23 protein-coding genes are annotated in these 12,219 nt (G+C 43.1%); all 23 read left to right on the forward strand.

Translation table 11 applies throughout. The annotated features are described in order from the left end of the window. Window positions 1–3 precede the first annotated feature (3 nt). The 23 genes from rpsG to rplO all read left to right on the forward strand — a co-directional run bounded on the left by rpsG (window position 4) and on the right by rplO (window position 12,215). The gene (gene rpsG, locus ETF27_RS03470) at window positions 4–480 is read left to right on the forward strand and encodes a 30S ribosomal protein S7 (protein WP_130830064.1); all 477 of its coding nucleotides are present in this window, start codon (window positions 4–6) and stop codon (window positions 478–480) included. Between the two features lie 30 nt (window positions 481–510). Further along, window positions 511–2,628, forward strand: coding sequence for an elongation factor G (gene fusA, locus ETF27_RS03475; protein ID WP_130830063.1), 2,118 nt, complete (start codon window positions 511–513; stop codon window positions 2,626–2,628). A gap of 84 nt (window positions 2,629–2,712) precedes the next feature. After that, a complete protein-coding gene (rpsJ, locus tag ETF27_RS03480; RefSeq protein ID WP_130830062.1) occupies window positions 2,713–3,018 on the forward strand; it encodes a 30S ribosomal protein S10 in 306 nt (101 codons plus the stop codon). A gap of 55 nt (window positions 3,019–3,073) precedes the next feature. Next, window positions 3,074–3,688, forward strand: coding sequence for a 50S ribosomal protein L3 (gene rplC, locus ETF27_RS03485; RefSeq protein WP_130830061.1), 615 nt, complete (start codon window positions 3,074–3,076; stop codon window positions 3,686–3,688). After that, window positions 3,688–4,317 (forward strand): 50S ribosomal protein L4, encoded by a 630-nt coding sequence (gene rplD, locus ETF27_RS03490; RefSeq protein WP_130830060.1) that lies wholly within the window; start codon window positions 3,688–3,690, stop codon window positions 4,315–4,317. Before rplC ends, rplD begins: the two co-directional genes overlap by 1 nt. A gap of 21 nt (window positions 4,318–4,338) precedes the next feature. Next, window positions 4,339–4,782 (forward strand): 50S ribosomal protein L23, encoded by a 444-nt coding sequence (gene rplW, locus ETF27_RS03495; protein WP_130830059.1) that lies wholly within the window; start codon window positions 4,339–4,341, stop codon window positions 4,780–4,782. A gap of 7 nt (window positions 4,783–4,789) precedes the next feature. Continuing rightward, complete coding sequence (gene rplB, locus ETF27_RS03500) at window positions 4,790–5,617, forward strand: 50S ribosomal protein L2 (RefSeq protein WP_130830058.1); 828 nt, start codon at window positions 4,790–4,792, stop codon at window positions 5,615–5,617. A 21-nt stretch (window positions 5,618–5,638) separates the two neighbouring features. Beyond that, the gene (gene rpsS, locus ETF27_RS03505; RefSeq protein ID WP_005844140.1) at window positions 5,639–5,908 is read left to right on the forward strand and encodes a 30S ribosomal protein S19; all 270 of its coding nucleotides are present in this window, start codon (window positions 5,639–5,641) and stop codon (window positions 5,906–5,908) included. 34 nt (window positions 5,909–5,942) lie between these two features. After that, the gene (gene rplV / locus ETF27_RS03510) at window positions 5,943–6,353 is read left to right on the forward strand and encodes a 50S ribosomal protein L22 (protein ID WP_130830057.1); all 411 of its coding nucleotides are present in this window, start codon (window positions 5,943–5,945) and stop codon (window positions 6,351–6,353) included. Between the two features lie 8 nt (window positions 6,354–6,361). Next, complete coding sequence (gene rpsC / locus ETF27_RS03515; RefSeq protein WP_130830056.1) at window positions 6,362–7,090, forward strand: 30S ribosomal protein S3; 729 nt, start codon at window positions 6,362–6,364, stop codon at window positions 7,088–7,090. Window positions 7,091–7,104: 14 nt separating this feature from the next. Beyond that, a complete protein-coding gene (gene rplP / locus ETF27_RS03520) occupies window positions 7,105–7,533 on the forward strand; it encodes a 50S ribosomal protein L16 (RefSeq protein WP_130830055.1) in 429 nt (142 codons plus the stop codon). Between the two features lie 5 nt (window positions 7,534–7,538). Beyond that, on the forward strand, window positions 7,539–7,733 hold the full coding sequence (gene rpmC, locus ETF27_RS03525; protein WP_130830054.1) for a 50S ribosomal protein L29: 195 nt from the start codon (window positions 7,539–7,541) through the stop codon (window positions 7,731–7,733). 2 nt (window positions 7,734–7,735) lie between these two features. Continuing rightward, window positions 7,736–8,002, forward strand: coding sequence for a 30S ribosomal protein S17 (gene rpsQ, locus ETF27_RS03530; protein WP_130830053.1), 267 nt, complete (start codon window positions 7,736–7,738; stop codon window positions 8,000–8,002). Window positions 8,003–8,004: 2 nt separating this feature from the next. After that, window positions 8,005–8,370: a 50S ribosomal protein L14 gene (rplN, locus tag ETF27_RS03535; RefSeq protein WP_130830052.1), complete on the forward strand. Its 366-nt coding sequence runs from the start codon at window positions 8,005–8,007 to the stop codon at window positions 8,368–8,370. 21 nt (window positions 8,371–8,391) lie between these two features. Next, entirely contained in the window at window positions 8,392–8,709 is a 318-nt protein-coding gene (rplX, locus tag ETF27_RS03540) for a 50S ribosomal protein L24 (protein ID WP_130830051.1), read from the forward strand. After that, window positions 8,709–9,263 carry a 50S ribosomal protein L5 gene (rplE, locus tag ETF27_RS03545; RefSeq protein ID WP_130830627.1) on the forward strand — a complete coding sequence of 185 codons (555 nt, stop codon included), beginning with the start codon at window positions 8,709–8,711 and terminating at the stop codon, window positions 9,261–9,263. Before rplX ends, rplE begins: the two co-directional genes overlap by 1 nt. A gap of 5 nt (window positions 9,264–9,268) precedes the next feature. Continuing rightward, window positions 9,269–9,571, forward strand: coding sequence for a 30S ribosomal protein S14 (gene rpsN, locus ETF27_RS03550; RefSeq protein WP_130830050.1), 303 nt, complete (start codon window positions 9,269–9,271; stop codon window positions 9,569–9,571). Window positions 9,572–9,686: 115 nt separating this feature from the next. After that, window positions 9,687–10,082 (forward strand): 30S ribosomal protein S8, encoded by a 396-nt coding sequence (rpsH, locus tag ETF27_RS03555; protein ID WP_130830049.1) that lies wholly within the window; start codon window positions 9,687–9,689, stop codon window positions 10,080–10,082. Between the two features lie 14 nt (window positions 10,083–10,096). Continuing rightward, window positions 10,097–10,663: a 50S ribosomal protein L6 gene (rplF, locus tag ETF27_RS03560; protein ID WP_130830048.1), complete on the forward strand. Its 567-nt coding sequence runs from the start codon at window positions 10,097–10,099 to the stop codon at window positions 10,661–10,663. A gap of 21 nt (window positions 10,664–10,684) precedes the next feature. Then, window positions 10,685–11,029 (forward strand): 50S ribosomal protein L18, encoded by a 345-nt coding sequence (gene rplR / locus ETF27_RS03565; RefSeq protein ID WP_130830047.1) that lies wholly within the window; start codon window positions 10,685–10,687, stop codon window positions 11,027–11,029. A 6-nt stretch (window positions 11,030–11,035) separates the two neighbouring features. Further along, complete coding sequence (gene rpsE, locus ETF27_RS03570) at window positions 11,036–11,548, forward strand: 30S ribosomal protein S5 (protein ID WP_130830046.1); 513 nt, start codon at window positions 11,036–11,038, stop codon at window positions 11,546–11,548. A gap of 16 nt (window positions 11,549–11,564) precedes the next feature. Next, window positions 11,565–11,741 carry a 50S ribosomal protein L30 gene (rpmD, locus tag ETF27_RS03575; RefSeq protein ID WP_130830045.1) on the forward strand — a complete coding sequence of 59 codons (177 nt, stop codon included), beginning with the start codon at window positions 11,565–11,567 and terminating at the stop codon, window positions 11,739–11,741. 27 nt (window positions 11,742–11,768) lie between these two features. Further along, on the forward strand, window positions 11,769–12,215 hold the full coding sequence (gene rplO, locus ETF27_RS03580) for a 50S ribosomal protein L15 (protein ID WP_130830044.1): 447 nt from the start codon (window positions 11,769–11,771) through the stop codon (window positions 12,213–12,215). Window positions 12,216–12,219 lie beyond the last annotated feature (4 nt).

The following is a 12,219-nucleotide window of genomic DNA, read 5'->3' on the forward strand; positions in this document are numbered from 1 at the left end:
AAAATGAGAAAAGCAAAACCAAAGAAACGTGTGATCTTACCGGATCCAAAGTTTAATGACCAAAAGGTCTCAAAATTTGTTAATCATCTTATGTATGATGGTAAGAAGAATACCTCATACGAAATATTCTATGCCGCGTTGGACATTGTAGCGACAAAGATGAAAGACCAAGAGAAGTCTCCGCTTGAAATTTGGAAACAGGCACTCGACAATATCACGCCTCAAGTAGAGGTGAAGAGTCGCCGAATTGGTGGTGCGACATTCCAAGTACCGACAGAGATTCGTCCTGATCGCAAGGAAAGTGTGTCAATGAAGAACATGATTGCTTTTGCGCGCAAACGCGGTGGAAAGAGCATGGCTGAAAAACTTGCTGCCGAGATTATGGATGCATCCAACAGTCAGGGAGGTGCTTACAAGCGTAAGGAAGATATGCATCGCATGGCTGAGGCTAACCGTGCTTTCGCTCACTTCAGATTCTAAACGACGAAACTTAACTATAAAGCAAAAAAAATGGCAAATCAGGATTTACATTTAACGCGTAACATCGGTATCATGGCTCATATTGATGCCGGTAAGACGACAACCTCTGAACGCATCTTGTTCTATACGGGTAAGACGCACAAAATCGGTGAAGTACACGATGGTGCAGCTACAATGGACTGGATGGCACAGGAGCAGGAACGCGGTATCACCATTACATCGGCCGCTACAACCTGTAACTGGAATTATCAGGGAAAGTCTTACAAAATCAATTTGATTGATACCCCGGGACACGTGGATTTTACCGCTGAGGTGGAACGTTCACTGCGTGTGCTCGATGGTGCCGTGGCTACTTATTCTGCCGCTGACGGTGTTCAACCACAGTCAGAGACCGTATGGCGTCAGGCAGATAAATACAATGTACCTCGCGTTGGATATGTTAATAAGATGGACCGCTCCGGAGCTGACTTCTTCGAGACAATCAGCCAAATGAAAGATATTTTGGGAGCTAATCCTATCGCCGTTCAGATACCTATTGGAGCTGAGGAAAACTTTAAGGGCGTTGTAGATCTCATCAAGATGAAAGCTATTTTCTGGCATGATGAGACAATGGGCGCTGAATATGAAGTAGAAGAAATTCCCGCTGAATTGGCAGATGAAGCAGCAGAATGGCGTGATAAACTTCTCGAAGGTGCTGCCAACTACGATGACGAAGTAATGGAACTTTACCTTGAGGGTAAGGACATTCCGGAGGAAAAAATCATCGCTGCCATTCGTAAAGGTTGTATTTCCATGGATTGTTGCCCAATGCTATTGGGTTCTTCCTATAAGAATAAGGGAGTGCAGACATTGTTGGATTACGTTTGTGCATTCTTGCCTTCTCCGCTTGACACAGTTGTAACCGTGGGTACCAACCCGGATACCGAAGAGGAAGAAGACAGAAAAGCAAGCGTTAGCGAACCTACGGCGGCACTCGCGTTTAAGATTGCCACTGACCCGTTCATGGGACGTTTGGTGTTCTTCCGCGTTTATTCCGGTAAGGTGGAAGCAGGCTCTTATGTATATAATCCTCGTTCAGGAAAAAAAGAGCGTATCAGTCGCTTGTTCCAGATGAACTCCAACAAGGAAATCGCCATGGAGTCTATTGATGCAGGTGATATTGGTGCAGGCGTTGGATTCAAGGACATTCGTACCGGTGATACGTTGTGCGATGAGGCTCACCCTATTGTTTTGGAATCCATGACTTTCCCTGATACCGTGATTTCTATTGCGGTAGAACCAAAGAGTCAGGCAGATATTGCTAAATTGGATACCGGTCTGCAAAAACTTGCTGAAGAAGACCCAACATTCACCGTACGTACGGATGAACAGAGCGGACAGACCATTATATCCGGTATGGGTGAGTTGCACTTGGATATCATTATTGACCGTTTGAAGCGTGAATTCAAGGTTGAGTGCAACCAAGGTAAACCACAGGTTAATTACAAGGAGGCAATCACTAAGGCTGCCCAAAGTCGTGAAACCTACAAGAAACAATCGGGTGGTCGTGGTAAGTTCGCTTGCATCGATGTTACGATTGAACCCAAGGACGAGGATTACAAGGAAGGTGATTTACAGTTTATCAACGTGGTAAAAGGTGGTAACGTACCCAAGGAATTCATCCCTTCAGTGGAAAAAGGATTTAAGGAATGTCTGAGCAACGGCGTTCTTGGAGGTTTTCCACTTACAGGTATGAAGGTAACACTTACTGATGGTTCTTTCCACCCGGTTGACTCCGACCAGTTATCTTTCGAGTTGGTAGCTCATCAGGCATTCAAGAAACTCTGTCCGCAGGCGGGTCCGGTGCTGATGGAACCTATCATGAAAGTGGAAGTGGTAACTCCGGAAGAAAACATGGGTGATGTCATTGGCGACTTGAATAAACGTCGCGGTCTCGTACAGGGCATGGAAGAGGCACGAAGCGGAGCACGCGTAGTGAAAGCCATGGTTCCTTTGGCAGAGATGTTCGGTTATGTAACCGCTCTTCGTACAATTACTTCGGGACGTGCCACTTCTTCAATGGAGTATGACCATCACTCGCCCGTTTCCAACAACCTCGCGAAAGACATCTTGGAAGAGTTGAATGGAAATTCGGATTTATTGAAATAATATTTAAAAGAGGGCGATACTTTCATAGCGAATGACTCTTATGAAAGTATGCCCACTTGTTATCAATAATAATTTAATTAAAATATGAGTCAGAAAATTCGTATCAAGCTGAAATCTTACGACCACCAGTTGGTTGATAAGTCAGCTGAAAAGATTGTGAAGGCAGTAAAAGCCACAGGTGCTATCGTAAGTGGACCTATCCCTTTGCCAACACACAAGCGCATTTACACGGTAAACCGCTCAACTTTCGTTAACAAGAAATCACGTGAGCAGTTTCAGTTGTCTAACTTTAAGCGTCTTATCGACATCTATAGCTCAACTCCCAAGACGGTTGACGCATTGATGAAGTTGGAATTGCCTTCCGGCGTGGAAGTTGAAATTAAAGTGTAATCGCACTTATTCAGTAAAGTAAACAAAATTGTTTTTTAATTAAAATTTAATTGAAATGCCAGGATTATTAGGAAAGAAAATCGGAATGACATCCGTTTTCAGTGCCGACGGTAAAAATGTACCGTGCACTGTTATCGAAGCCGGTCCTTGTGTTGTAACCCAAGTCAAAACAGAAGAAAAAGATGGTTACAAGGCTGTTCAGTTAGGTTTCGGCGAGGCTAAGGAGAAAAGAACCTCTAAGCCACAGTTGGGACATTTCAAGAAGGCAGGCACAACACCGAAAAAGCACTTGGCCGAGTTCAGATTTGATGAGGAGTACAACCTCGGTGACACGATTACCGTAGAACTGTTCAACGATGTGAAATACGTTGATGTCGTAGGTACGTCTAAGGGTAAAGGCTTCCAAGGCGTTGTAAAACGCCACGGATTCGGTGGTGTAGGTCAATCTACTCACGGTCAGGACGACCGCGCTCGTAAACCGGGAGCTATCGGTGCTTGTTCGTATCCTGCGAAGGTCTTCAAAGGAATGCGCATGGGCGGTCAAATGGGAGGCGACAGAGTTACTACTCAGAACCTTCAAGTGTTAAAGGTAATTCCGGAACATAATCTTCTTCTCGTGAAAGGAAGTGTTGCCGGATGCAATGGTTCAACCCTTATAATTAATAAGTAATGGATATTAACGTATTAGATATCAAAGGTCAGGAGACCGGCCGTAAGGTTACTCTTAACGAGAATATCTTCGGAATTGAGCCAAACGATCATGTACTCTATCTTGACGTAAAGCGATATCTCGCTGCACAACGTCAGGGAACAGCAAAGTCAAAGGAAAGAAGCGAACATGCCGGTTCTACACGCAAACTTGGTCGCCAAAAAGGTGGCGGCGGAGCTCGTCGTGGTGATATCAACTCGCCTGTTCTTGTTGGTGGCGGACGTGTTTTTGGACCAACACCCCGTGATTATAGCTTTAAGCTCAACAAGAAGGTGAAAGTGCTCGCACGTAAGTCAGCTCTGTCTTACAAGGCAAAAGACGACGCGATAGTAATCGTAGAAGATTTCAACTTTGACGCACCGAAAACTAAAGATTTTATAAACATTGCTAAAAATCTTAAGATTGACGGTAAGAAAGTACTTCTCGTTTTGCCGAATGCGGAAAAAAATGTATATTTGTCAGCTCGTAATTTGAAGAAAGCCGAAGTTACAACAGCAGCACAGGTGAATACATATAATGTTCTCAATGCTGACGTGCTTGTTGTAACCGAAAATTCTTTGAAGACGATTGATGAAATCTTAACCAAGTAAAAGTAGGAGACAGTTAGAATTATGGGATTTATCATTAAACCGGTGGTCACCGAGAAGATGACCAAAATTACAGACAAGTCTTCCGAAGACAAAAAGATTACAGCTCCCAGCGAAAAGGCAGGCAAACGCCATAACGCAACTGCTGAAATCCGCAAGTACGTTGTTAAGAATAGACGCCATCCGGAAGGTATAAACAAGGAAAAAACCGTTTATACCTACACCAAGATAGCTCAACCGAAATACGGCTTTATCGTGAAACCGGAAGCTAACAAACTTGAGATTAAGAAGGAAATTGAAAGTCTGTATAATGTTACAGTGATTGATGTGAATACGATTCGTTATGCCGGAAAACGTCAGGCACGTTATACAAAGGCAGGACTTGTGAAAGGTCAGAAGAACGCATTCAAGAAGGCTATCGTAACTTTGAAAGAAGGCGATACAATTGATTTTTACAGCAATATTTAAATAGAAAATGGCAGTACGTAAATTAAAACCGGTAACCCCGGGACAAAGACACAAGATTATTGGCACGTTCGAGGATATTACTGCATCCGTGCCAGAGAAGTCTCTCGTTTACGGTAAACGTTCTACCGGCGGTCGAAACAACACCGGTAAGATGACGGTTCGCTACATGGGTGGCGGTCATAAAAGAAAGTACCGTTTCATTGATTTCAAACGTGAGAAAGATGGTGTTCCAGCTGTAGTGAAGACAATCGAGTATGATCCTAACCGTTCTGCTCGAATTGCCTTGTTATACTATGCAGATGGTGAAAAACGTTACATTATTGCTCCAAACGGACTGCAAGTGGGCGCACGTCTCATGTCCGGCGCAGATGCCGCACCTGAGGTTGGAAACTCACTTCCATTGGCAAACATTCCCGTTGGTACCGTAATTCACAACATTGAATTACGACCGGGACAAGGTGCATTGCTTGTTCGTTCGGCTGGTAACTTTGCTCAGCTTACTTCTCGTGAAGGCAGTTACTGTGTGATTAAGCTCCCCTCTGGCGAAACACGTCAGATTCTTTCAACTTGTAAAGCTACGATCGGAAGTGTTGGTAATTCTGACCATGCTCTCGAACAGTCTGGTAAGGCCGGACGTTCTCGCTGGTTAGGTCGTCGCCCACACAACCGTGGTGTTGTTATGAACCCTGTTGATCACCCGATGGGTGGTGGTGAAGGTCGTCAGTCCGGAGGACACCCACGTTCTCGCAAGGGCTTGTATGCTAAGGGACTGAAGACACGCGCACCGAAGAAGCTTTCAAACAAGTATATTATTGAAAGAGCTAACAAGAAGTAATTAAGTAATTAAGAGTAAATTATGAGTCGTTCATTAAAAAAAGGTCCTTACATTAACGTTTCACTCGAGAAAAAAATCCTCGCAATGAATGAGAGTGGTAAGAAAAGTGTCGTTAAGACTTGGGCCAGAGCATCAATGATTTCCCCGGATTTCGTGGGACACACTGTTGCAGTTCATAACGGAAATAAATTTATCCCTGTTTACATTACTGAGAACATGGTAGGACATAAGCTCGGAGAGTTCAGCCCTACTCGTCGTTTTGGTGGACATTCCGGTAATAATAAGAAGTAAGCAGGTCAAAACCATTTAGAAAAATAAAATAATAATGGGAGCAAGAAAACATATAAAGGCAGAGGCTCGCAAGGAAGCTTTAAGAAGCCAGTATTTTGCAAAGCTCAAGGACTGCCCTTCATCACCCCGCAAAATGCGCTATGTCGTAGATATGGTTCGTGGTATGGAGGTGAATCGTGCCCTTGGCGTGCTTAGGTTCTCTAAAAAGGCAGCTGCGCAGAACGTTGAGAAACTTTTGCGTTCAGCTATTGCTAATTGGGAGAATAAGAATGACCGCAAAGCTGAAGACGGTGAACTTTATATCTCTAAGATCTTCGTTGATGAAGGTGTAACAATGAAGCGCATGCGTCCTGCACCTCAGGGCCGTGGCTACAGAATTCGTAAACGTTCTAACCACGTCACACTCTTTGTAGATTCAAAGTCTGACGCTAACAATGATAATTAAATAGTAGAATGGGACAGAAAGTTAATCCAATAAGCAACCGCTTGGGTATTATCCGCGGTTGGGAATCAAATTGGTTTGGTGGCAAGGATTTCGGAGATAATCTCTTGGAAGATAAGAAAATCCGTACATACTTGAACAAACGCTTGGAGAAAGCAAGTGTTTCTCGTATTGTCATCGAACGCACATTGAAACTTGTCACCATCACTATTTGCACTGCCCGCCCCGGACTCGTCATTGGTAAGGGTGGTCAGGACGTTGACAAGTTGAAAGAAGAATTGAAGAATCTTTTTAAGAAAGATATTCAAATTAACATCTTTGAAGTTAAAAAACCTGAGCTGGATGCAAACATTGTTGGCAACAATATCGCTCGCCAAATCGAAGGTAAGATTGCTTACCGTCGTGCCATTAAAATGGCTGTAGCCAATACTATGCGTGCCGGTGCTGAAGGTATTAAAGTGCAGATTACAGGTCGTTTGAACGGTGCCGAAATGGCACGCAAGGAAATGTTCAAGGAAGGGCGAACCCCTCTTCATACTTTCCGTGCCGATATCGACTATTGCCAAACCGAAGCTCTTACAAAGGTAGGACTTTTAGGTATCAAAGTGTGGATTTGTCGTGGTGAGGTGTATAAGAAAGTGGATCTTACCCCGACCTTTACCCAAGACAAGGGCAACAATCGTTCCAACACCGGAGGTCGCTCCGGACGCGGTAATCGCAGAAGAAACAATAACCGTTAAATGTAGAAGCTATCATGTTACAGCCAAAAAGAGTAAAATATAGGAGACCTCAAGATGGGCGTGGCAATAAAGGCAATGCTCACAGAGGTACACAATTGGCTTTTGGTTCTTTTGGTATCAAGACACTTGAACCGAAATGGATTGACAGCCGACAGATTGAGGCAGCACGTGTAGCCGTAAACCGCTACATGAACCGCCAAGGTCAGGTCTGGATTCGTATTTTCCCGGATAAGCCTATTACACGTAAACCTGCCGATGTGCGTATGGGTAAAGGTAAAGGTGATCCTGCAGGTTGGGTGGCACCGGTAACACCGGGACGCATCCTCTTTGAAGTGGAAGGGGTTAGTTTTGATGTGGCAAAAGAGGCTTTACGTCTCGCCGCACAGAAACTTCCTGTTAAGACAAAGTTCGTTGTACGACGTGATTACGATAAAAACGCTTAAGAAAGATGAAGACAGCAGAAGTTAAATCAATCGAAACCAAGGATTTGGTTGAGAAAATCGAGAATGCGGAGGCAGCTCTTGCGAAAATGAAGCTGAACCACCACATTACTCCACTTGAGAATCCATCACAGATTAAGGCGACTCGTCGCGATATTGCGCGTATGAAGACAGAACTTCGTCAGAGAGAACTTAACAAATAACAATGGTCCAGATGGAAACAAGAAATTTAAGAAAAGTAAGACAGGGTGTCGTTATCAGCAACAAAATGGATAAAACCATCGTTATTGCCGCTAAGTTCAAGGAGAAACACCCTATATATGGTAAATTTGTTCAGAAAACGAAAAAGTACCATGTTCATGATGAGAAGAATGAAGCCAACGTGGGCGATACCGTTCTCATTATGGAAACACGTCCTTTGAGTAGAACAAAGAGATGGAGATTAGTTCAAATAGTAGAAAAAGCTAAGTAATTATGATACAATCAGAATCAAAACTTACAGTATGTGATAACAGCGGGGCTCGTGAAGCTAAGTGTATCCGCGTTCTTGGTGGTACACGTCGTCGTTATGCAAGTGTTGGTGACGTTATCGTAGTTGCTGTACAGAGCGTCATCCCATCAAGTGAAATTAAAAAGGGTGCAATATCAAAAGCTTTGATAGTACGTACTAAAAAAGAAATTCGTCGTGCCGATGGTTCCTATATTCGTTTCGACGATAATGCTTGTGTTTTACTGAATAACGCCGGTGAATTGAGAGGCAGCCGTATTTTCGGTCCTGTTGCTCGTGAACTTCGTGCAGTAAACATGAAAGTGGTATCTTTGGCACCTGAGGTTCTTTAATTATTTAAATCGAATAATAAAATGGCAAAATTCCATATAAAGAAAGACGATAAGGTGATCGTTCTTGCTGGCTCTGATAAGGGTAAAAGTGGTAAAGTGCTGAAAGTACTCGTTGACAAACAACGCGTGCTTGTTGAAGGAATCAATATGATGTCCAAGAGCACAAAACCCTCTGCAGCAAGTCCTCAGGGAGGTATTGTTAAGCAAGAGGCACCTATTCATATTTCAAATTTAAGTTTGATAGATCCTAAAAGCGGTAAGCCAACTCGTATTAAAATCGAGCGTGAAGGCAAAACTGTGAAGCGCATCGCTAAAAAGTCAGGGGAGGAAATTAAATGATGAATACAGCACAGTTAAAGAAAGCGTATAAGGAGCAGATTGCTCCCGCATTGCAGAAGCAATTCAACTACACTTCTGCCATGCAAATTCCTGTCTTGAAGAAGATTGTTATCAATCAAGGCTTGGGTGATGCGACTCAAGATAAGAAAATCATAGAGGTGGCACTCAATGAAATTTCCGAGATCGCTGGTCAAAAAGCTGTGGCTACCTATTCAAAGAAAGATATTGCGAATTTCAAGCTACGCAAGAAAATGCCAATTGGTGTTATGGTAACTTTGAGAAGGGAACGAATGTATGAATTCCTCGAAAAGTTGGTACGTGTGTCTTTACCTCGTATTCGCGACTTTAAAGGTATTGAGAGCAAATTTGATGGTCGTGGCAACTACACCTTAGGTGTAAATGAGCAGATTATCTTCCCGGAAATTAACATCGATCAGGTAGATCGTATTCAAGGTATGAACATAACTTTCGTAACCACCGCCAAAACGGACGAGGAAGGTTATGCTCTCTTGAAAGGCTTCGGACTACCGTTTAAGAACGCTAAAAACGATTAAGAGATATGGCAAAAGAATCAATGAAAGCTCGCGAAATCAAACGTGCTAAACTCGTTGCACGTTATGCTGAAAAACGCGCGGCTCTAAAAAAGATTATCGCTACTTCTAACGATCCGGCTGAAGCATATGAGGCTGCTCGTAAACTTCAGGCAATTCCTAAGAATGCGAATCCTATCCGTCTTCACAATCGCTGTAAAGTTACAGGTCGTCCGAAAGGATATATCCGTCAGTTCGGTCTTTCCAGAATACAGTTCCGTGAGATGGCTTCTCAAGGGCTAATCCCCGGAGTAAAGAAAGCTAGCTGGTAATTTATCTATTGTGTTATGTGTTTAAGGCTTGAGTCCTTAAATACATAACGCAGTGAAGATGAAGATTTTTTTTAATATTGTCGGGGCAGTCCCGATTAATTAAACATTTATATTTATGACAGATCCAATAGCAGATTATCTGACAAGACTTAGGAACGCTATTATGGCTCATCACCGTGTGGTTGAGGTTCCTGCGTCGAACTTGAAGAAATCTATTACGAAGATTCTCTTTGAGAAGGGCTACATTCTGAACTACAAGTTCATTGAAGATGGTCCTCAGGGTACCATTAAGGTTGCGCTGAAGTATGACCCTGTTACAAAGAAAAACGCCATCAAGAGTTTGAAGCGCGTTTCAACACCGGGTCTTCGCCAGTACACTGGCTACAAAGACATGCCGAGAGTTATTAACGGATTGGGAATAGCGATTATTTCTACGTCCAAAGGTGTAATGACTAACAAAGAGGCTGCTACCGAGAAAATCGGTGGTGAAGTTCTTTGCTACATTTATTAATTGGGAGGATTATTATGTCAAGAATCGGAAAATTACCAATTAGTATCCCTGCCGGCGTTACGGTTAATCTCAAGGATAATGTAGTTACGGTAAAAGGCCCCAAAGGTGAGCTCTGCCAATTTGTACATCCTTCCATTAAGACTATCATCGATGAGAATCAGGTAAGTTTTGAGGTTGATGAAAATCATCCTGAGAATTACAAACAGAAGCAGGCTTATCATGGTTTGTATCGTTCACTCGTAAACAATATGATAGTTGGAGTTAGCGAAGGTTATACAAAGACTTTGGAGCTTATAGGTGTTGGTTATCGTGTTTCTAATCAAGGAAATCTTATAGAATTTTCACTTGGTTACACTCACCCCATCTTCCTTCAACTACCGAATGAAGTCAAAGTTGAAACCAAGAGTGAGAGAAATCAGAACCCTCTCATAAAACTCGAATCGGCTGATAAACAGTTGTTAGGTCTTATTTGTGCTAAAATCCGTTCTTTCCGTATGCCGGAGCCTTATAAGGGCAAGGGTATTCTCTTCAAGGGAGAGGTTATTCGCAGAAAGTCTGGTAAGACAGCTGCAGCTAAGTAACTTTAATAATTTATTGAGATTATGACAACAAAGAAAGAACAAAGAAGACTTAAGATAAAATTCCGTATTCGTAAGAATGTGGAAGGAACTGCAGAGCGTCCACGTTTATGCGTCTTCCGCAGTAACAAGCAGATATATGCACAGGTGATAAATGATCTGACAGGCACTACTCTTGCTTCAGCTTCTTCGGTTGGTCTTGAGAAAATGGCTAAGATAGAGCAAGCTAAGAAAGTAGGAGCTCTTGTTGCGAACAAAGCAACAGCAGCAGGTGTTGAAAAGGTTGTTTTCGACCGTAATGGATACCTTTATCATGGTCGCGTCCAGGCTTTGGCTGATGCAGCACGTGAGGGAGGACTTAAATTCTAAACGATTATGGCAATGAATAAAGTAAAAGTAAATAGTGATGTTGAAATGAAAGACCGCTTGGTTGCCATCAACCGCGTGACGAAAGTTACAAAAGGTGGTCGTACTTTCACGTTCGCTGCTATCGTCGTTGTAGGTGACGGTAAAGGCGTAATCGGATGGGGACTTGGTAAAGCCGGAGAGGTAACAGCAGCTATTCAGAAAGGTACTGATGCTGCCAAGAAAAACCTTGTGAAGGTTCCCGTGTTAAAAGGTACTATTCCTCATGAGATAGAGACTCGTTACGGTGGGGCACAGGTACTCCTTAAACCGGCAGCAGCCGGTACCGGGCTAAAAGCCGGTGGTGCCATGCGTGCCGTTCTTGAGAGTGCGGGCATCTCTGATGTGATAGCAAAGTCTAAAGGTTCGTCCAACCCACACAACCTCGTTAAGGCAACGATTGCAGCTCTTTCTCAGATGCGCGATGCGTACGCCGTGGCAGGTGAACGTGGTATTTCGATGGAAAAAGTATTTAACGGTTAATTAAGGAGAATAAATTATGGCAACAATAAAGGTTAAGCAAATAAAGAGCCGTATCAACGCTCCTAAAGACCAGAAGAGCACATTATTGGCTCTTGGGCTTCGTAAGATTTCTCAGGTTGTTGAAGTAGAAGATACTCCAAGTATCCGCGGAATGATTAACAAGGTTCATCATCTGGTATCAATAATTGATTAATTCATCTTATAAAAGGTAAAAGTAATTATGAAATTAAATAATTTGAGACCGGCATCGGGTTCCACTCATTCACGTCGTCGCATTGGTCGCGGACCAGGTTCTGGTCTCGGCGGTACTTCTACTCGTGGACACAAAGGAGCCAAATCTCGTTCCGGTTACAAGAAGAAGATTGGTTTTGAAGGTGGACAAATGCCACTTCAGCGTCGTGTTCCTAAAGGTGGCTTTAAGAATATCAATCGTAAGGAATACTTTGCTGTAAACTTGTCTTCTCTTCAGAAACTTGCTGAGCAGCAGAACCTCACGAAGATAGGACTTGCAGAATTGAAGTCAGCCGGTTTAATCAAAGGCAATGTACTTGTTAAGATTCTCGGAATGGGAAAATTGACAGCAAAAATCGATGTAGAGGCAAATGCATTCTCAAAAACTGCCCAAGAAGCAATTCAGGCAGTTGGTGGTAACACAACTATAATCTAAATCA

Source organism: Prevotella brunnea, assembly GCF_008016795.1.
Lineage (GTDB): Bacteria > Bacteroidota > Bacteroidia > Bacteroidales > Bacteroidaceae > Prevotella > Prevotella brunnea.

What these genes read in the sequence shown, in the direction of transcription:
- rpsG (WP_130830064.1), top strand. Translation starts at nt 4, where the DNA reads ATGAGAAAAGCAAAACCAAAGAAACGTGTGATCTTACCGGATCCAAAG.
- fusA (WP_130830063.1), top strand. Translation starts at nt 511, where the DNA reads ATGGCAAATCAGGATTTACATTTAACGCGTAACATCGGTATCATGGCT.
- rpsJ (WP_130830062.1), top strand. Translation starts at nt 2,713, where the DNA reads ATGAGTCAGAAAATTCGTATCAAGCTGAAATCTTACGACCACCAGTTG.
- rplC (WP_130830061.1), top strand. Translation starts at nt 3,074, where the DNA reads ATGCCAGGATTATTAGGAAAGAAAATCGGAATGACATCCGTTTTCAGT.
- rplD (WP_130830060.1), top strand. Translation starts at nt 3,688, where the DNA reads ATGGATATTAACGTATTAGATATCAAAGGTCAGGAGACCGGCCGTAAG.
- rplW (WP_130830059.1), top strand. Translation starts at nt 4,339, where the DNA reads ATGGGATTTATCATTAAACCGGTGGTCACCGAGAAGATGACCAAAATT.
- rplB (WP_130830058.1), top strand. Translation starts at nt 4,790, where the DNA reads ATGGCAGTACGTAAATTAAAACCGGTAACCCCGGGACAAAGACACAAG.
- rpsS (WP_005844140.1), top strand. Translation starts at nt 5,639, where the DNA reads ATGAGTCGTTCATTAAAAAAAGGTCCTTACATTAACGTTTCACTCGAG.
- rplV (WP_130830057.1), top strand. Translation starts at nt 5,943, where the DNA reads ATGGGAGCAAGAAAACATATAAAGGCAGAGGCTCGCAAGGAAGCTTTA.
- rpsC (WP_130830056.1), top strand. Translation starts at nt 6,362, where the DNA reads ATGGGACAGAAAGTTAATCCAATAAGCAACCGCTTGGGTATTATCCGC.
- rplP (WP_130830055.1), top strand. Translation starts at nt 7,105, where the DNA reads ATGTTACAGCCAAAAAGAGTAAAATATAGGAGACCTCAAGATGGGCGT.
- rpmC (WP_130830054.1), top strand. Translation starts at nt 7,539, where the DNA reads ATGAAGACAGCAGAAGTTAAATCAATCGAAACCAAGGATTTGGTTGAG.
- rpsQ (WP_130830053.1), top strand. Translation starts at nt 7,736, where the DNA reads ATGGTCCAGATGGAAACAAGAAATTTAAGAAAAGTAAGACAGGGTGTC.
- rplN (WP_130830052.1), top strand. Translation starts at nt 8,005, where the DNA reads ATGATACAATCAGAATCAAAACTTACAGTATGTGATAACAGCGGGGCT.
- rplX (WP_130830051.1), top strand. Translation starts at nt 8,392, where the DNA reads ATGGCAAAATTCCATATAAAGAAAGACGATAAGGTGATCGTTCTTGCT.
- rplE (WP_130830627.1), top strand. Translation starts at nt 8,709, where the DNA reads ATGAATACAGCACAGTTAAAGAAAGCGTATAAGGAGCAGATTGCTCCC.
- rpsN (WP_130830050.1), top strand. Translation starts at nt 9,269, where the DNA reads ATGGCAAAAGAATCAATGAAAGCTCGCGAAATCAAACGTGCTAAACTC.
- rpsH (WP_130830049.1), top strand. Translation starts at nt 9,687, where the DNA reads ATGACAGATCCAATAGCAGATTATCTGACAAGACTTAGGAACGCTATT.
- rplF (WP_130830048.1), top strand. Translation starts at nt 10,097, where the DNA reads ATGTCAAGAATCGGAAAATTACCAATTAGTATCCCTGCCGGCGTTACG.
- rplR (WP_130830047.1), top strand. Translation starts at nt 10,685, where the DNA reads ATGACAACAAAGAAAGAACAAAGAAGACTTAAGATAAAATTCCGTATT.
- rpsE (WP_130830046.1), top strand. Translation starts at nt 11,036, where the DNA reads ATGGCAATGAATAAAGTAAAAGTAAATAGTGATGTTGAAATGAAAGAC.
- rpmD (WP_130830045.1), top strand. Translation starts at nt 11,565, where the DNA reads ATGGCAACAATAAAGGTTAAGCAAATAAAGAGCCGTATCAACGCTCCT.
- rplO (WP_130830044.1), top strand. Translation starts at nt 11,769, where the DNA reads ATGAAATTAAATAATTTGAGACCGGCATCGGGTTCCACTCATTCACGT.